Source organism: Pseudomonas sp. GQ91, assembly GCF_059758795.1.
In genome coordinates this window covers 388,402-406,017 of the sequence record NZ_JCAXED010000005.1, presented here as the reverse complement: position 1 = coordinate 406,017, position 17,616 = coordinate 388,402, and the positions used below count along the sequence as shown (strand labels likewise).

The window sequence follows — 17,616 nt, the reverse complement described above, 5'->3', positions numbered from 1 at the left end:
GGGAGGGCGCTCACCCTTAACTGAATGGCATTGCGACTGGATCGGGTTTTTATCGCTGCAGAACCTGAAGAATCAGGCTTTCACCGGCGCCAGCTTCTGGCAGTTGGCCTTGCGGGCCGGGTACTGCTCGCACTTGCGCAAGACACTTTGTACCTGTTGCGCGTCGTGCAATTGCTGGTTGGCCAGCAACTTCTCGGTGATAAACAACTCTTCCGAACCCAAGTGACGTTCGGCCTTGTCGATCATCGCCAGCGCGGCCTGGCCGTCGCCACGCTTGAGGTGGTAGCTGATCATCAAATCGTAGGTCGAAGGCCCGGCCAGGGACCAATCCTTGATCGCCTGCAATTGCTTCAGCGCTTCGGCATTTTTACCTTGGGCCAGACGCACCGCGTAAGCCGTGCGACGAATATTCGGCTGATCCTTGACCGGTGAACTCAAGGCACGCCGGATAAAGGCGTCGGCCTCCGGCACTTTGTTGCGTTCCAGCGCGGCGGTGGCGGCGTAGGCATCCTTGTAACCCTGCAAGGCCTTGGCGACGGCGTTCGCGTCGCGCACTTTTGGCCAACTCCGGGTGTTGACCCGGGCGCGACGTTCCTTGCGGTATTCGCGTTGCAGGTACTGGCGCAGTTCGGTGTCGCGATCCATGGCCGACATGTGAGAGCGGTTGAAATACTGGCTGGTGGCGGCAATGCTGGTGGTCAGGCCGTCCTTGACCAGCACGTCCAGTTCCTGGGTGAAGCGATTGAGGTTGAACTGCTGCAACGAGTCCTGCATCGCGTTTTTGCGGGCGGTGAGAAACCCCGTCAGCAGCGGCTTCTGCTTGCCCTGGAAATCGTTCAGGCGTTCCAGGCTGTGAGTGGCTGCGCGCGGTGCATAGCCGGCACGAATCATCAAGTCGGTGCCGAGCAAATCCGCCTGGTCTTCCTGGCTGCGACCCCAGGCGGTGCTCCAGACGTTGTCGGAAAAACTGTTGGCCAGCGCGGTGTACAGCACGGTGTTGCCGATGGTTTTCTGCGTGCCTATCGGGTCCTTGCTGAGCAGTTTCAGCGTCCCGGAACTGCGATCCACGCGAGTGTCGGCGGCCATCGCCGCCAAGGCGACGGTGGAGGCGACGGTGGTGAACATTTCCTTCTGTTGCTGGAACGCAGCCGCGCGGTCGTGGTGGTGCAGCAACACGTGGCTCATTTCATGGCCGAGCATCGCGGCGATCTCGTCTTCGCTGCCGACGTTATCCAGCATGCCCAACGGCACGAAGATATTGCCGTACGGGTCTGCCGCCGGACCGAAGCTGTAACTGTCGGTGATTTTCACCTGCAAGGTCGGTAAGTCACCCGGCCAGCCCTTGGACAGGCGCGTGACGATACCTTGCAGGTACACCTGCAACATCGGGATATCCACCAGGTTCTGCTGGCGTGCCTCGGCGGCGGGCACGGTGCGGCCGTCGTAGCTCAGGCGCTGTTGGCCGGCGCGTTGCCGGTCGAGTGTGTAGTACTGGCGCACGTCGCTGTTGTCGACGTAGTGACCCTGGATCCGCGATTGGGTCGAGGGTCCGACCAGGTTCAGGAACGCCTGGTCAGCGCCCTTCAAGGTGGCGCAACCACTGAGCAGCGCACTGGCCAGCAATAGATATCCCTTCACCGTGACGCTCCTTTATTGATTGCAGCCGGCACCGTAACCGAGGGTGGACTTGTTATGGCTGTCGCTGGCCAGGCTCTTGGGCACTTGCTGGCATGGCAGATCGGTCACATGAAAAGGCGGCTCGATCCGCAGGTCCATCGGGTCCAGCCATACTTTCTGGCCGGCCAACTCCACTTGCACCAGGTCCAGCGCCTGGTTGTAGTGCAAGACCGGCACCGGTTGTTTCGGTGCATCTTTTTGCGCGATTTCCCGCTGCAACTTGCCTTGCTCATCCAGTACCGCCACCGGGTCGGCGAGGAACGCCTGGATGGTGTGGGTATCAGCCCGCACGTCCTGGCTGAAGAGTACGACGAGTAACACAATGAGTGTTTTGGTCATCCTTGGTTTCCTTGAGTGAGACGACATGGCGGCGCGCTCAGTTGCCCCGGTCGAAGAAGGCTTCGATCCGCTCGCTGAACAGCACCATCGATAGCAAAACAATCCCCAGCACGTTGACCAGCGTGATGTGGTTCAGGAACAGCACCCCACACACCGCGGCCAACACCGTCATCACCAGCCACCACGAAGGGTACGGTGAAGTGAAAAAACCGATCTCTCGACCCTGCCAGCGAGTCCAGGGTTGCACGCCCGCCAGACGGCGCGCGTGCAGCGCCTTGAGCACGATAATCAAGGCCAGCAAGCCCAACTCCAGCAGGTCCACCCAATTGAGATTCCAACCCGCGAAATCAGCCGGCTCGCGCTCGTAATCCATGCCCTCGTTGATCAAGTTGTCGAGGGCCATGGCATGCAGGTAAACCCCGGGAATCAGCCCATGTACCGGCGACTGCACCACATCACCGGTGGAGGTGATGTTTGCCCCGACCAGCACCAGCCGGTCGCGCAACAACTCGGCAATCAGCGCCTGATCCGCGGGTGAGCTGACTTCCAGATCACTTGCTGACAAGGTCAAGGTATAGGGGCAGCGTGCCTGGGCCGAGTTATCCAGCTTCCAGAACACGGCCTGGAGCAACTGCCCCAGGCCATCCAGCAGGAAATTGCGCGCCGGGGCGCAGCCGCGAATATCCGAAATCCGTGCCTGTTCCGGCGCCAGCTTCAAACCCCACTGCACCGCGATCGGCGGCAACTGTGCCGCAGCCTCGGGATCCTTGGGCAGGTCCGCGCAGGACGAGTCCTCGCAGAGCTGGCGGTACATCGCCAACGCCGGCGTTTCCATCGCGCCTGATGCAGTCGGCATCGCCAGCGGGTATTTGTCGCCGACGCCTTCCCACACCACCAATGCCGGCTGACTGACCTCGCTGAAATGCGCCAGGGTATTGGCCTGGCCATTTTCGCCGCGTGTCACGCCGGTATTCGCCAGCCATAAGGGAATGCCCTGGCGCTGATAACGCTCGAATACATTCGCCAACAACTGACTGCCGCGCGCCGGATCGCCGAACGAGTGATCGTGGCTGTACAACAAGTCCACAAACACCGACTTGGGCTTGTATGCCAGCAAGCGCTTGAACAACTTGCTCTGTTCGCCATATGGCATCGGCCATGAGGTGTTATTGCGCATCAGATACGCGTCATCGATCAGCACCACCGCAATGCGTTGCTGACCATCGCGCTCATACCCGCTGGCGAACATACGGTTGAGCCACTGTGCGGATGCCTGGTCACTGGAGCTGGCCAGGCCGAACGGATCGAGCACCGCCAGCAACACGATAAGCGCGGCCAGCCAATAGCGGCGAACCTTGAAAAGTGGGGGATTTTTCGACATCCCTGTCTCGATAAAAAACCGCGGGTCGGCAGTTTTTGGCTTCCTGGGGCTCCTGCAGGAGCGCGGGTGCTTGCGATGGGGCGTCAACGATCAGCCATCACCGCAGCGATTGCATGGGTTTTTAAAGGAGCGGGCGAGGGGTGTCAATCAGAAATATGGCAAAGTGCCATCTTTGTCTCGAATTGGACAGCCGGGGCAAGACCGTGCGCCGTGTTTCACGGCGCTGTCGGCTCCTTGAACTGCGCCTGCAACAGCGCCAAAAAAGCTTCCCGGGCCGGGTGTCGGCCCGCGTTTGCATGCCAGTAGAACAGGTTGTCGATACGCGTCAGATCCGCGAATTCATAGCCATTCCATCCCGCACCGTGGCGGTATTGCTCATAGATTCCACGTGGCACCAGCGAGACTCCGGCACCCGCACTGACGCACCCGACGATGGTGCCGTAGCTGGCGATGCTGACGATTTTCCGTGTCTGGTCATGGCGTGTTAACCACTGTTCAAGCGCCAGGCGATACGGGCAACCCACTGGCCACATGAAGATGTCCTTGCCGTGCAGGTCCGCTGCCGTATGCAAGGGGCCCTGGGATTCGGCGGCGATGAGCACCAGATCCTCGCGATACATCACTGTCCGCTTGAGGCCGGGACGGTCGATGTCCACCGCGACGATCGCCCCATCCAAGCGGTGATGCAGAATATCCTCCAGTAACTGAGCCCAGGTACCGGTGCTCAGCTCCAAGGAAACCTGCGGATGCAGGGCGTGGAACTTGGCCAACAAGCGCGGCAGGCGTCCTGTCGCGCTCGACTCGATGGCCCCGATGCGCAGGCGCCCGCTCGGCACGCTCGTAGGCGCCACCGCGCGCCGCGCTTCCTCGGCGAGGTTGAGGATTTTCGTCGCGTAATCCAGGAAAACCTCGCCAGCCGGGGAGATCCGCAACCCTCTGCCATCCCGGAAAAACAACGGTGTACCCAGTTCACGCTCGAGGGACTTGATGCGGGCGGTGACATTTGACGGTACGCAGTGCAGCGATTCAGCGGCGCGCGCGATGCTGCCGATGTCGGCTACTGTCTTGAACATGCGCAGTTGGGACAATTCCATACATCACCCAAAGTGAATACTGAATCGAGTTTAAGTCACTTGTAGTGATGTCGTCGGTTTTTGATACTTCATGCAGCGTGCGCAGACGTTGAAGCCGTCGCCCGCCCAAATCCCGCGCATAACAGGTGGCTGCTTGTGGTGATTTCCGATGAACGCTAGACCCGAGGTGAAAGTCTCCCTCGCGACACTGTTCGTGATCCTCTGCTGGGCTTATTCCCCGATAGGCATCCACATCGGGCTCCAGGCCTACGAGCCCGGTCATTTGGCGCTGTTGCGCTTTCTCATTGCCTCGGCGTTCATGGCCGGAGTCGCATCGGTGCTGCGTATTTCCCTGCCACGCCTCAAAGACCTGCCGCTATTGGCGGTATTGGGGTTTTTCGCGGTGAGCCTGCACCATATCGCCCTCAACTACGGCCAACGCGGGGTCAGCGCCGGCGCGGCCAGCGTGCTGGCTCAATCCACGCCGTTGTTCAGCACGCTATTGGCACACTTTGTACTCAAGGACCGGGTCAATGGCTGGCAATGGATCTGCGTGTCGGCGGGCCTGATCGGCGCCGCCGTGGTCGTCACCGGGGATCAAGGTATGGGCGAGATGGATGCCAACGGGCTGCTGATCCTGCTGGCGGCGCTGTCGTGGAGCCTGTACTTCGCCTTGCAGAAACACCATGCCCATCGCCACGACGGCCTGACCATGGTGTGTTACACCATCTGGGCGGGCACGGCGCTGCTGCTGGTCTATGCGCCGGGTCTGTGGCGCGAAGCACAACATGCCGCGCTGTCGGTCAACCTGGCCGTACTCCTGCTCGGCATTTTCCCCAGCGCCCTGGCCTACCTCGCTTGGGCATACGTGCTTGCGCGCAGCAACGTAAGCCGCGCTTGCATCGCGCTTTACCTGATCCCGCCCACCGCGATGCTGATGGCTGCGATGGTACTGGCCGAGCGCCCGACGAGCAGGGTGCTGGTCGGCACTGTCATCGTGCTGATAAGCGTGCTGGGGTTGAATTTTAAGCCCTCAAAAGCTGCGCTTTCTTGCGACCTGTGATTAACGAGGTAGGGCGTTCTTTTCGGTTCGAGTGGGGCTTACACGGCCTAATCAGGATTTATAGGCAAGCCGCGAGTTGCCAGGCGAGTCGAAAGCACAATGGATGTTTCGGTTTTGCCGAACGAATCAAAGGCCGAGATTAAGGTTTCCAGGGCAATCAATGACGGGGCAACCACGTTGAGCACGAACGAAGCCTCGCCCGTTACATGATGCGCTTCGCGCACCTCAGGCATTCCCTCAATCACTGACAGCACCCTGGAATAGCTTTCAGCCGGCACATACAGCCTGATAAACGCGGTAACGGGATAACCAATGGAATGACTGTCGAGTTCGGCTCGATAACCGCGCAGTACACCTTGGTCTTCAAGTTTACGAACCCGCTCGGCGGCCGCGGGTGTCGAGAGTCCGACTCGTCTGCCGAGTTCAGCAAAACTCAGTCGAGCGTCTACCTGAAGCTCAGCCAGCAAACGCTTGTCCAAACGATCGAGGGGTCTGCTGGTCATGGGTGCCTTGAGGTGCCTTGAAACGATGAATCGTTAAGTGAAGCGGCCTGCAAAGCTTCACTTTGCAATGGAGACCGTAGTGGCAAGCCATCCAAAATAGCTTATCCCACACAACGAGTCCCCAGCCATGTTACTCAAAGGAATGCTACTCGGTTTAGCCATCGCGGCCCCCGTCGGCCCCATCGGACTTCTAAGTATTCAAAACACGTTACGGGGAGGATTCAAGGCAGGATTCATCACCGGCATGGGCGCTGCGACAGCGGATGCAGTCTATGCCATCGCCGCGTTATTTGGCTTGGCCGGACTACTGTCGCTGATCGGTGATACTCGGTACCTGCGGATAGCGGGAGCAGTGTTCTTTATCTACCTGGCGTGGAAAACCCTGGAAAAAAAAGCCGAGGTTATCGCCGCCCCGTCTACCGCACGGCATCTGTGGGGCATGTACACCACGACCTGCCTGCTTACGCTCTCTAACCCAATGACCCTTCTGGGTTTTGTCACGCTGTTTGCCGGGCTGGGCGTCAGTCAGGCGAACACAGAGACGGGGCTGTGGTTGGTCCTGGGGGTGTTTCTTGGGTCTTCCCTGTGGTGGATAACATTGGCGGGGTCATGCTCGTTGATGTTGAAGCGATTGTCCCGGCGTTGGTTGCGAGGAATTGATTATGCTTGCGCGGTGCTTTTGATCGGCTTTGCGGTGATGCTGCTTTATCCGGTTAGCCAAGCATAAGTTCTGACCTTGACGGGAGACTTGCAACGGGTGCCCCTTGGTTTTTCATCGGCGGCAATTCAAGGCCGCCGCCTGGATTCTGGCGTCTTCCTCTACGTTGACAACGCTCATGCTGTCGCCTCCCAGTTCAGCGGCCTTGTTGAACGCCATATTGAGTGCGTCCCCGTTTGAGGAGCCCTTAACCGTAAATCCTTTGATGACCTGGCAAGCCTGGGCTGACGACGCCGTCACCAGGTTGACCTGCTGGCCTGCGTCAGTCAGTTGGGTGGTACAGGCTACGGTTGAAGTGGCGATCATGAGCAGCAACGAAACCGAATGCAGAGTGCGCATAATTTCAATATCCCTGTTTATGGGTTGCGCTTTTATAGGCGTTATCACCTATTTTAGATTTTTCCGCAAAACTCTTTCTGTCTTCACCTGAGTGTTCAAGCACTATTCTCCGCGCGTCAGACCATTACCGGCAACCAAGCGGATATCAGCAGCAGGCATGCCAGCACCTGGTTCATACGCTTGAGCGCCTGTGGCGAGCGCAAAACCCGGGCGCTCCCCAGGCCGAGTAACGCCCAAAAAGTCATGCACGGCAAGGAAACCAGCAAAAACAATAACGTCAGGAGCACCACGCGCAAGGTCTTGTCGCCATCCCCGACAAACACGCTGACCACCGCGAGAGCCATCATCCATACCTTGGGATTGATCAATTGCAGGGTAGCGGCACTGAACACATTGAGGCCCTTGTCGCGTGCTGTCGCCACATCCAGGGCGGGAGGTGGACTACTGAAAATCTGCCAAGCCAGCCAACTCAGCCACAGCACCCCGCACCAGACCATCGCCTGCTGCACCAACGGAAACCGCAGCAGCGTTTCACCCACCCCGAGACCGACTGCCAACACGATGAGCGCCGCCGCCATGCACGCCCCCAAGATGATCGGCAGCGTGGCATAGAGCCCGGCGCGCGAACTGTGACTTAAAACCAGAATATTGGTCGGCCCCGGGGTAATCGAAGCAACGAAGGCAAAGAGCACGAAAGGCAGTAACGATTCCATGGCTCAGGCTCCCGTGAGGCGCATTGAGACAGGGAAAGCGAGCAATGACACAAACATGGCATGGATCCCTTGAGCAGAAAGAAATCCATGGTGGCAAGTCAGCCCAAGTCAGTCTGGAAGGTTTGAGCAGCGCTTACGATAATCCGCCGGCGTGAGTTGGTAGGCACGACGAAACCAGCGTCCCATATGGCTTTGATCGGCAAACCCGAGAGCGCTGGCCACCTGTGCCGGCACCTCGCCCCGGGCTAACAGCCGGCGTGCCTTGGCCAGCCGCAGCTGGATCAAGTAAGCGTGCGGCGCCAAGCCAAAGGCTGCCTTGAAAGCCCGGGTCAGGCGGAAGCGGTCAACGCCACAGGCGTGAGCCAGGTCATCCAGGCCGATGTCCTCACAGACATTGGCATGCAGATAATCCCGCGCAACCTGGGCCGTCAGCGGCAGTCGCGGATCACAAGCTTGACGCTTGCGCCAATCAAGGTGGCAAGTAAGTGAGTCCAGCAAGGTGTCGAGGGCACTCTGGCGCACAATGCGCAAATCACCCTCATGGAAAGCGTGGAAGGCCTGGGAAATGGCAGTGGACAGGCCCGTGTCCTGGCTCAAGGTGGCAGCAAAACCCAGCTGGCAGTCAGCCGGTACGTGCTCGAACAAAGCGTGCAGCTCTCGTTCCAGCCAATGCGGTTCAAGGTACAGCATGGAATAGGTGAACCCTTCCTCGGTAGGCGCATGCCCATCGTGGATCTCCCCGGGCTCCAACATAAATACCTTGCCCGGCGTACTGAGATGACGAACACGCCGACAATTGAACTGCTGCACCCCTTGCTCCGTGACCCCCACCAGAAAGCTGTCATGCCAATGCGGATCGTACGCATGCCCCCGAAAATGGGCGCGAATCGACTCAATCCCGGTATCGGCATCTTGGGACAGTTCAATCCAGTTGCGGGTATCCACGGATAACTCCAAAAAGTGCCTGATTCACCTGAGTGACTAAATTACTGCGTTACGGGAAGCGGTGTTTAGAATATTTGTGCAGGTGGGGGCGGGCGGGTTCCTGATGCTCGCTTAGCGGTTGAACGTGAAGCAGAAAATGCCGCCCGGTGTGACGTGGGAGACCCGTGAGGCGAACAGACTGCGAGAGTCTTACGGCCGTTCGCTGGCCTTATTGCGGCATTTCAAAAGCCAAAGCAGCGTTAGCACTGTCGGCCAAAACAACGTGTTGAGCATGTCGTGTGCGCTTGCCTGCCAACGCCAGTATCCAAAGCTTTCAATATCATCTCGCCTATCGACCCACTCGCCAGCGCACGCAATGATGAAAACACCCAGCCAACCCATGTATGGCTTGTGTCGTCGGGTGATAGTGATCAACGTTAAATAGACCGCCATGCCCACATAGATGTGCAACGCATCCTTTGACAGCCCACTCGCCGCCACGATGGCGAGCTTGATGCTTTGTACGGTTGAGATGTCCATGTCAATGCTTCCTTGCTGCGCCAGCGGTGGGCTTCGTTTTCATCCAAGTAACAATACCCCCAATCTGGTTGGCGATCTCACGCGGAGGGACATGCTCTTGCCGGTTGGAGTCCTGGAAAAGAGGGCGGATCTGTATTCCAGAAGTCGCTGGCTAATATTTCGAGAAGAAAAGGATAAAGACGAGGCGAAAAAATGACCGTTCAAAAAATGGGACGAGTCCTGGACGGAGGCCGCTTTTTGGACGTTGGACAGGGGCGATTTTCCAAACCCCAGAAACCACAAAGCCCCGCATTGCGGGGCTTTGGGATATGGTGCGGCACCAAGAGTCGAATCGCATTACTATTGAGTTAAAAATCAATGGTTTAAGGTAATAGCCTTTGAGGCGCTACCTCTATTTATACCCTGATCGTGGATCAAATAATGGAGGGTGTTCGTTATTGATATGAGCGACTATTCGTGATCTGAAAGAGGAATGAGCTAAAAATTCTTAAATTTCGCGTATGTCATATTGACAGCGTCAATGCCGTTTGGGATATTCGACCCGTTCTTTACGCGTACAAGCTCGGTCTCGGTACCGATGCTTAGTCGGGCGATTAGCCAGACTCTAGAAAATTGCTTGGATTTATTCCGCAGAGAATATCTGCGGCCCTCCAATCGCGGGCTCATTACGGTCCACAGATATTCTCTGCGGCTGTTTCTTGGTAAAGAACCTCTTCTAAATGACAGATCCTCGACTTGCTGCTCTATCATCGATAAAAATAGAGTCATCAAGAGTCGAGTACTGTAAGTCTCACATCGTTCTTCTGTGTGGTGGCCGGTCGCCTGAAAAGGGGCATCCGGACGATCCCACCCCTTCGGTACAGTCCCTACGTCACGCGCTTGAGACGGACCTCAATAATAGAATTGAGTTCTTCAAGCCTGAGGATGTCACTAATTGGCAAGTTGACGCTATCTTTAGAAATCTGATTGATCTCGAGGTGGAGTTGGCTGCAATGTGCTCTCTGGTGGTTATCATACTAGAGAGTCCCGGAGCAATAGCTGAGCTTGGTGCGTTTTCTCAGTTGAAGGAGTTCAACGACAAAATTGTTGCTGTTTGCTCGGAAGGTCACTTTCAGAATGACTCATTCATAAAATTAGGTATTTTTCGACATATCTCAAACGATAAGCGAACTGCAGTAAAAAGTTATCCATTTGAAATCGGATTTCCACTTACTATAACTGCTGAGATCATAGAGGATGTTGTGGTTGATGTTCAGCGCGAGTTGGACGAACTGCCGAAATCGCAGCTTCTTAAAGTATCCAATAGCTCCCATGTTTTTGTTCTCTTGTATGAGCTTATAAAGCTATTTGTTGCCGTTAAAGAGAGCGAGCTATTGGATTATCTTTCCAGGCTAGGAGTTGACGCTGGCAGGGATCAACTAAGGGGCAAGCTTTTTTTGCTTCAGCGATTCAGGCTCATTAGTCTTGAGATTTATAGTGATTCCCAATTTTACGTCGCTAGAAACTCTGAGTTCCACAGGGTTAATTTTTCTGCGAGCTCTTCTGTGCCGATAGATAAGCTACGTATTTCTACAGAGTGCAAAGAGTTCTATAATACTTCGGGAAAAGATAATCACCGGCTTAGAGTTATTCGTCGGCTGTTTGGGGGTGGGAAGTGATCGCCCATAAAACGCTTGAGAAAATGTTGGCTGATTTGTCATTGTCAAGCGAACAGTTAGTACGTGTGGTTTCGAGGGCTCCTTATTCTTATAAAACTTATAGTATTCCAAAAAAGAATGGCGGGTTGCGAATAATCTCTCAACCTGCCAGGGAAACAAAGTATGTTCAACATTGGTTGATTCATAACGTTTTTCATCTATTGCCAATTCATGAGGCCGCGTCGGCATATGTAAAAGGTGCAAGCATTAAAAAGAATGCCGAGGCACACAGAACAAACGAGTACATGGTTAAGCTGGATTTTAAAGACTTCTTCCCGTCTATTAAAATTGATGACCTGATAGCGCACTTTCAGAAAAGCTTGCCTTTTCTTGATTTGCTAGAAATTCGATATATTGCAAGACTGTCATGTATTAATAGAGGGAATGGCGGTGCTCTGAGTATCGGCTCTCCAGCCTCACCAATACTATCGAACTCCATCATGTATGAGTTTGATAGTGTAGTAGCTGATTGGGCATCTCAAAACAAATTTGTTTATACTCGCTATGCTGACGATTTAACATTTTCCACGGCTTTACCTTACGCTTCTGAGTCAGTCGTGCCTGTAATAAAAGATTTGTTGTCTAGTTTGAAATACCCACGCTTAAGCTTGAATGTTGATAAGACGATACATTTGTCTAAGCGAGGGAGCCGCAGGATTACCGGATTAGTAATCACAAACGATGATAAAGTTTCTCTTGGTCGTGATAGAAAGCGAGAAATTAGCGCTCTTGTCCATAAGTATGGTCTGGGACTGCTTGAACAAAAAGACGTGTTTAGGCTTCAGGGATTGCTCGGTTTCGCTGCTGATGTAGAACCGTTGTTTTTATCGCGTTTAGGTAAGAAATATGGGATGAAAACCATATTGAATCTTCTGAGAAAGCGTCAGTGAGACCCGCGGGCATTATTATTCAATCTCCGTGAAAGCGTTCATGGTCTTTCTACTTTGGCGGCGGCTGATATTTTTACGGAGTAACCTCGCTGGGAAAGACTATCATATGCCCTAACAAGGTTTACTTTACTGAAGAAGGGCAGATTGCTTTTCACGTTTGCGGCATCGTCGCCCAATATCAGAAAAACCACTTCATATTCTGCGCTTCGAAAGTTGTCGAGTGGAATGATTTCGCGTGCAGCGTTACTGAAAGTACCCAATACCTTTCTGGCTGATTTTCTAAATTCTCGGTCTCCGAGCAATATCTCTGCGGCGACGCTCCCTTGTGCGAAAAGATGGCTTAGTCCAGCAGATCCCCCTTTGCGATGTTTTACGTGTATGAATTGCTTCTCAGTTGAAAGAAGATCGCACAGTTCAACTGAACTAGTCGATTTGTTGCTTTTGATCAGTCTCTTGTCTAATAAGTGATATCCGTGCATCTGAGAGGCCCTAATATTGTAATCCCCTTCAGCCTCTATTTTTGCCTTCTCACCTTCTTGCCACACGTAGCCCCCTGGAAATTGAAGTTCAGAAACACCTATATTCGCTAAGCTAGAATTGATTCTCCCTATGAATGAGTTGTCAATTTCATACCAGGTCCCTCCAAATATTATGTTGGTTTTGTTCGCGTTTATTATTTCATAGTAGATGCATTTGTATATTGAGTGATCAAATTCGTTTTCATGTATATCGAAAACATACAAATGATCTCTTTTGACTGACTCGATAGATAACTTTGTATTGTCAATCGTAGATAGATATTTTTCCGATGATACAGTTGGTGATCGATCACTTTTGGCTCGGGTAAAGCTGAAGCCGGTTATCGAGTCCCATTTCTCTATTTCTGGTAGTGTTATAACTATACTCGGATCACGGTCTTTAATTGCTTCAAGCAGAACCCGGTCTAACTGGTCTATGTGTGATTTTTCCTTGATTCTTCTAACGTTGTCTACCCATAGAAAGTCTGTTTTATAATCATCTTTTAGGTAATGGGTTTTTAAATTCTCAGTTATGGTTGATAAATCGCTGATCTCCATTTCAATACCAAATGAAAACATTGCGTCACCGCCAGAGATATTTTTGAAATCTATACCTGGTTTAGGTGTTCCAGTCACAGCTCTCAATATATCTCTAGATATATCAATGCCAAACACACTTATTTCTGAGTCGCGTGCGGCCTGTGATCTTTTTTGAACCGGTTGGTCTTCTAATGTATGAATATCTACGCTTCTTAAACTTTCGTGATTAAGAGTATTTAAGGCGGTTTTTAGCCCGAAGTCTTGGGCGAAGTTTGCAAGATTTACTAGGTGTCGGCCATAACCAAAAGTTATGGCGAATATGTCGGTATCTGTTTTTATGAATAATACCGCAGAGCTTGATTTGTTTCCGATCTGTATTACGTTGGTTCCGGTAATTGTGTCAACCAATTCGCCCCAATTCGGCCTTTTTTCAACTGTGCGCTTTACATATAAAACTCCTTCTAAGCCAAAATCTGCATCGAGTTCATATGGGACTACGTCCTTATCCAAAACTAGTAGATCCGAGAAACCGTTGATAACAGTATCTGGTTTCATCATGAACACATTTAAGTGACGATATTTCATTCCTGGTATTCTCCCTTCCCTAGGTGATATCTCGTGCATGGCATAACGCTACTCCACTCCTCTGGATATTGCTATAGTTGAAAGAGCTTAGAAATTTTTTTGGGAGGCTGAGTTTTCCAGTGTGGCGAATGTCCATGGTCGTCGAGAGCTGGCTCATTAATGATAGTTGTTCGCGTCTGATGGCGCGGGATTTTTCGATTGGTCACGCCGCAGTGTTCGGCATTACGTATTAAGGAAAAAAGATGAATAAGCCAGACGTTGCACTAATCTATGAAGAGGGCATGCCAAGCGAATTGTATATTGATTTCGAGAAGGCATTGCACAACCCAAATATCCGTATAGCGATTGAGTCTAGGCCCCCTAGTGGACCTCAAGCATGTCTTGAGTGGTTTATTTTTCCAATTGTCGCGGCTTACATAGCAAAACCTTACTTTAAGGCACTTTTTGGGGAGATGGGTAAGGACCATTACTTGCTTCTGAAGGAAAAACTTTCCGAAACAGCAGGCAAGGTGATGTCGCAACCTAAAATAGAGCCAGTCCTCTTAGGATCAGCAGGTAAGCTGAGTACGGAAAATCCATACTCCCTCGCTTTCTCCATATATGCGGAAGCAAATGATGGCAAAAAATTCAAACTACTTCTCCCAAAGAAATCGTCAGTAGAAAACGACTACAACGAAATAGTTAATGTTTTTTTGGATTTCCTATCTGAGTATCATGCAGGAATAAAGCAGCTTGACGAAATTGGTTTTGCCTCTAACTCCAATCCGCCGAGTGGACTTATATTTGTGCGCGTTGATCCAATAACTAAGAGCATCGAATGGCTAGATCACAGGCGCAATGGATAATGTAGGGAAGGCGAGCCCGCAAAAAAAGATCGGACATTCCGATAGGCGAGTTTACTTTTGCGATTGCTATGACAAGGATTAGACCTTTTAAAGGTTTGGCAACCAGCTATGGAATTGAATTTTTAAAAACTTATGCGCACAAATTTTTTATTCTTTATCGGAGTGGTTCGATATGTTTGAGATATTTAACTCTTTAATCGGTCAAGTTGGTGGTGCGGCAATCGTCATTACCGGACTTTCGGCTTGGCTGGGGAGTATCTGGAAGGATCGTATCAGCTTGAGAGAGAAGGCGACTTTTGAAGTTCTTATAGAAAAACTCAAATCAGAGCACTCTCGCCAGACACAGAATCTGGAAAGTGCATTGCAAACCGAGCGTCACCTGGTTCAATTGGGGCATGCAAATCTGATCGAAAAAAGAGCTGTATTTATCGACGAAAGCTACAAGCTTCTCGTTGATCTGCACGAAGCGATATATGAAACTATTCGACCCGATTATTTTGGGAGACAACGACCTTCAATCGCGCAGGCATATGAATCGGCATTACCAAAGTTCGATGCCTTCGTTGAGGTTTATGAGAAAAATAAAATTTATTTTTCTAAGGCAACGTCAGAAAGAATTTCAGAATTCTATGTTTCGGCTGCTCAGACATTGGATCAGGCTAGAGTAGCCATGCGGTCAGGGGAGGCGCTGGGGCACGGTGAGACGCCTCACCTTCAAAAATTGTTCGAAAAAGTGAATTACGAAATGTATGAGACTCGGACGGCAGTCGAACAGGAATTTAGACAACTAATGCACGTGCAATGAGTAATATCTATTTTATAGAACTGTTTAATGAAGAAATGAAAAAAGTGAAAAAAGGGGACGGATTAATTTTCTTATCAAAAATGGGGTGTCTGCGCGTAGTGGTGCTAGGTTTGAATACAACATCTGCTACCCGGTACTGCTTCAGTATCGAGCCAACACTCATCTCAAGGAAAACCCGTAATGGACCTACACAACGAGTTCGAGAACAGCAAATTCTTCCACCGCGCTCGCATCGATCGGCGCGCCGCCGATGCCTTGGTGGGGTTGGCCGCTGGGATTACGGCGGACGGTGTTGTGAATGCCACCGAAGCGGTTTTTCTAAAGCAATGGTTGGAAAACAATCTCGCGCATCTGAATGACCCGGTGATCAATCTGTTGTATTCGCGTTTGGCATGCATGCTTCAGGACGATGCTCTAGACAAGGATGAGTCCTTAGAGCTACTTGACATGCTGCGTGGTTTTTCTGGAGTGAACATTGAGAGGCCGAAGGTCATCGGCGCTGTTGCTCCTACTGATCTTCCGTTCAACTCACCAGCCCCTGATTTGATGTGGGATGGCCGGATGTTTGTGTTTACGGGAGTCATGGCCTTTGGGCCACGTAAGGAGTGTCAGGCGTTGGTCGAAGAACGGGGTGGATTGATTGGGGGCGGCGTGAGTAAGAAGGTGCATTACCTGGTGGTTGGTAGCGTGGGTAATGAGCAGTGGCGGCACAGTACTTATGGTACGAAGATCATAAAGGCCGTGGAGTTGCGTGAGGCGGGTGCTTCGATTGCCATTGTGGGTGAGGATCATTGGCAAAGGATGCTGTTTGGTTGAGGCTGCTCCGTTCGTGGTGTTTTGGGAAAGGAAGCCCTTGGTTTTGAACGGCAGATTGTCGGTGGGTATGACGGTTTCATCGCGCGCAGGTTCGCTCCCACGGGCTTCAGTGTATGGACGAAAAGTGAACGGTACAGAAACAACAAAGCCCTCGCATTTCTGCGAGGGCTTCGTTTTGTATGGTGCCGGCACCAGGAGTCGAACCCGGGACCTACTGATTACAAGTCAGTTGCTCTACCAACTGAGCTATACCGGCGTGTTAGGGCGACGATTATAGCGATTGGGAAGTTTCTGTAAACCCCTGAATTCTGACTATTTTTCAGGCCCCTGCTTTTCCTCTGTAACGCTCGCGCTGTCCATCCCCATTCAGCGGCTTTCCTCCAGCGCTGTCGCTGTCGTTGCGGTCCGGATTTGAAGCCCCAGCACGCCGATGGCGAGCAGGGCGGCGCCTGCGCCGGCGATGGGGATGTAGGCCAGGCCGATGTGGGTGATGACCCATGCCGCGCTGACTCCGCCCAGTGCGGTGCCGAGGTTGAACGAGGCGATGTTGAGTCCTGAGGCTACTGCGCTGGATTGCGGTATGTAGTGGTTAGCCAAGCGCAGCAGGCGCAGGGTGGACAGGGTGACGATGGCGAAGAATACGGTGCCCAGCAGGCCGATCAGGCTCAGGATGATGAGTTTCGAGGCGCTCCACAGGTACAGGCCCAGCAGGTTGAGCATCAGCACTGTCAGTGCGCCCAGCAGGCAGCGGTCGGCGTCGAAGCGATCGACCAGGTAGCCGCCGAGGATGTTGCCGAAGATGGAGCAGATGCCGAACAGCAGCATGGCGATGCCCAGGGTCTGGATCTGCAGGTGGGTGATGTCCAGCAGGAACGGCGAGACGTAGGTGAAAAAGGAAAATGTGGCCACGCTCACCAGTAGGGCGATGGTTGCGGCCATCAGCAGTTCGCGATGGAGAATGGCGCTGAGGTTTTGCTGGATGCTCGGGCGTTCGTGGGGCGGCGGGGCCGGTTGGCGCTGCATCAGCAATACCAGGCCGAGGGTGCTGAGCAGGCCGAGGCCGCCGATGGCCAGGAAGACCACGCGCCACGACCAGTAGCTGCCCAAAAACGTGCCGATGGGTACGCCAAATGCCACGGACAGAGTCAGGCCCATCCACACCAGTGACAGCGCACGCCCGGCCCGCGTCGGATCGACCCGTTTGATCGCGGCATTCGACGCGACGGCCATGAATACGCCGTGGCCCAGGCCGATGACGAAGCGCACGCCGTGCAGGGTCAGGATGTCGGGTGCGAGGCTGATCACCACACTGCCGATGGCGAGTACCGCCAGGGTCAGCAGCAACACGCTTTTGTCGCGCCAGGCCGCCAGCAGGGCGGTGATCAGCGGAGCACCGATGGCCGCGCCCAGGGCATAGGCGGCGATGGCGGAACCCACTTGGGCGACGGATTCGTGGAGGTCGATGGCGATCGATGACACCAGCCCGGCGACAACGAATTCGGACAAGCCAAAGGTAAACGTGCACAGGGAAAAGATGTAGATGACGGCAGGCATAAGCACTCTGTTGTTGAGAGAAGAGGGCGCACCTCGAGGAGGCGGAACCTTTCTTCTGGCAGACGTTATTCAGCTGTCGGTGATAGTGCGTGGGGC

Annotated in this window: 18 protein-coding genes and 1 tRNA gene; 7 read left to right on the top strand and 12 right to left on the bottom strand. The window is 53.3% G+C overall.

Going from position 1 to position 17,616, the window contains the following annotated elements; all coding sequences use genetic code 11:
• Positions 1–72 precede the first annotated feature (72 nt).
• The 4 genes from AC6CIA_RS10380 to AC6CIA_RS10365 form a co-directional block, all read right to left on the bottom strand.
• Positions 73–1,638, bottom strand: a complete 1,566-nt coding sequence (locus tag AC6CIA_RS10380) for a M48 family metalloprotease (protein ID WP_498311775.1) — start codon at positions 1,636–1,638, stop codon at positions 73–75.
• Positions 1,639–1,650: 12 nt separating this feature from the next.
• Positions 1,651–2,016 carry a hypothetical protein gene (locus AC6CIA_RS10375; protein ID WP_339529340.1) on the bottom strand — a complete coding sequence of 122 codons (366 nt, stop codon included), beginning with the start codon at positions 2,014–2,016 and terminating at the stop codon, positions 1,651–1,653.
• 37 nt (positions 2,017–2,053) lie between these two features.
• Positions 2,054–3,397, bottom strand: coding sequence for a CHASE2 domain-containing protein (locus AC6CIA_RS10370; RefSeq protein WP_498311774.1), 1,344 nt, complete (start codon positions 3,395–3,397; stop codon positions 2,054–2,056).
• Between the two features lie 215 nt (positions 3,398–3,612).
• Positions 3,613–4,491: a LysR family transcriptional regulator gene (locus tag AC6CIA_RS10365; RefSeq protein ID WP_498311773.1), complete on the bottom strand. Its 879-nt coding sequence runs from the start codon at positions 4,489–4,491 to the stop codon at positions 3,613–3,615.
• A 148-nt stretch (positions 4,492–4,639) separates the two neighbouring features.
• On the opposite strand from AC6CIA_RS10365, the gene AC6CIA_RS10360 reads away from it, so the two are divergent.
• Entirely contained in the window at positions 4,640–5,533 is an 894-nt protein-coding gene (locus AC6CIA_RS10360) for a DMT family transporter (RefSeq protein WP_498311772.1), read from the top strand.
• 47 nt (positions 5,534–5,580) lie between these two features.
• On the opposite strand, the gene AC6CIA_RS10355 is transcribed toward AC6CIA_RS10360, so the two are convergent.
• On the bottom strand, positions 5,581–6,036 hold the full coding sequence (locus tag AC6CIA_RS10355) for an Lrp/AsnC family transcriptional regulator (protein ID WP_498311771.1): 456 nt from the start codon (positions 6,034–6,036) through the stop codon (positions 5,581–5,583).
• Between the two features lie 127 nt (positions 6,037–6,163).
• On the opposite strand from AC6CIA_RS10355, the gene AC6CIA_RS10350 reads away from it, so the two are divergent.
• Complete coding sequence (locus tag AC6CIA_RS10350) at positions 6,164–6,763, top strand: LysE family translocator (protein ID WP_498311770.1); 600 nt, start codon at positions 6,164–6,166, stop codon at positions 6,761–6,763.
• Between the two features lie 45 nt (positions 6,764–6,808).
• On the opposite strand, the gene AC6CIA_RS10345 is transcribed toward AC6CIA_RS10350, so the two are convergent.
• From AC6CIA_RS10345 to AC6CIA_RS10330, 4 genes are all read right to left on the bottom strand, one after another.
• Positions 6,809–7,093 carry a DUF4156 domain-containing protein gene (locus tag AC6CIA_RS10345; RefSeq protein WP_339529346.1) on the bottom strand — a complete coding sequence of 95 codons (285 nt, stop codon included), beginning with the start codon at positions 7,091–7,093 and terminating at the stop codon, positions 6,809–6,811.
• 116 nt (positions 7,094–7,209) lie between these two features.
• Positions 7,210–7,806, bottom strand: coding sequence for a LysE family translocator (locus AC6CIA_RS10340; protein WP_498311769.1), 597 nt, complete (start codon positions 7,804–7,806; stop codon positions 7,210–7,212).
• Between the two features lie 108 nt (positions 7,807–7,914).
• Positions 7,915–8,751: a helix-turn-helix domain-containing protein gene (locus tag AC6CIA_RS10335; RefSeq protein ID WP_498311768.1), complete on the bottom strand. Its 837-nt coding sequence runs from the start codon at positions 8,749–8,751 to the stop codon at positions 7,915–7,917.
• A gap of 189 nt (positions 8,752–8,940) precedes the next feature.
• Positions 8,941–9,270 carry a hypothetical protein gene (locus AC6CIA_RS10330; protein ID WP_498311767.1) on the bottom strand — a complete coding sequence of 110 codons (330 nt, stop codon included), beginning with the start codon at positions 9,268–9,270 and terminating at the stop codon, positions 8,941–8,943.
• A 719-nt stretch (positions 9,271–9,989) separates the two neighbouring features.
• On the opposite strand from AC6CIA_RS10330, the gene AC6CIA_RS10325 reads away from it, so the two are divergent.
• Both AC6CIA_RS10325 and AC6CIA_RS10320 read left to right on the top strand, forming a co-directional pair.
• A complete protein-coding gene (locus tag AC6CIA_RS10325; protein WP_498311766.1) occupies positions 9,990–10,928 on the top strand; it encodes a retron St85 family effector protein in 939 nt (312 codons plus the stop codon).
• Positions 10,925–11,857, top strand: a complete 933-nt coding sequence (locus AC6CIA_RS10320) for a retron St85 family RNA-directed DNA polymerase (protein ID WP_141562821.1) — start codon at positions 10,925–10,927, stop codon at positions 11,855–11,857. The genes AC6CIA_RS10325 and AC6CIA_RS10320 overlap by 4 nt, the downstream gene beginning before the upstream one ends.
• 38 nt (positions 11,858–11,895) lie before the next feature.
• Here the strand turns inward: AC6CIA_RS10320 and AC6CIA_RS10315 are convergent, their stop codons facing one another.
• A complete protein-coding gene (locus tag AC6CIA_RS10315) occupies positions 11,896–13,539 on the bottom strand; it encodes a DUF6119 family protein (RefSeq protein WP_498311765.1) in 1,644 nt (547 codons plus the stop codon).
• A 203-nt stretch (positions 13,540–13,742) separates the two neighbouring features.
• Between AC6CIA_RS10315 and AC6CIA_RS10310 the strand changes: the two genes are divergently transcribed.
• From AC6CIA_RS10310 to AC6CIA_RS10300, 3 genes are all read left to right on the top strand, one after another.
• Positions 13,743–14,345: a hypothetical protein gene (locus AC6CIA_RS10310; RefSeq protein ID WP_498311764.1), complete on the top strand. Its 603-nt coding sequence runs from the start codon at positions 13,743–13,745 to the stop codon at positions 14,343–14,345.
• Between the two features lie 172 nt (positions 14,346–14,517).
• The gene (locus AC6CIA_RS10305; protein WP_498311763.1) at positions 14,518–15,150 is read left to right on the top strand and encodes a hypothetical protein; all 633 of its coding nucleotides are present in this window, start codon (positions 14,518–14,520) and stop codon (positions 15,148–15,150) included.
• Positions 15,151–15,330: 180 nt separating this feature from the next.
• Positions 15,331–15,966 carry a BRCT domain-containing protein gene (locus tag AC6CIA_RS10300; protein ID WP_339529352.1) on the top strand — a complete coding sequence of 212 codons (636 nt, stop codon included), beginning with the start codon at positions 15,331–15,333 and terminating at the stop codon, positions 15,964–15,966.
• Between the two features lie 180 nt (positions 15,967–16,146).
• Here AC6CIA_RS10300 and AC6CIA_RS10295 read toward each other — a convergent pair.
• Together AC6CIA_RS10295 and AC6CIA_RS10290 are read right to left on the bottom strand one after the other, a co-directional pair.
• Positions 16,147–16,222, bottom strand: a tRNA-Thr gene (locus AC6CIA_RS10295).
• Between the two features lie 110 nt (positions 16,223–16,332).
• Entirely contained in the window at positions 16,333–17,520 is a 1,188-nt protein-coding gene (locus AC6CIA_RS10290; RefSeq protein ID WP_498311762.1) for an MFS transporter, read from the bottom strand.
• Positions 17,521–17,616 lie beyond the last annotated feature (96 nt).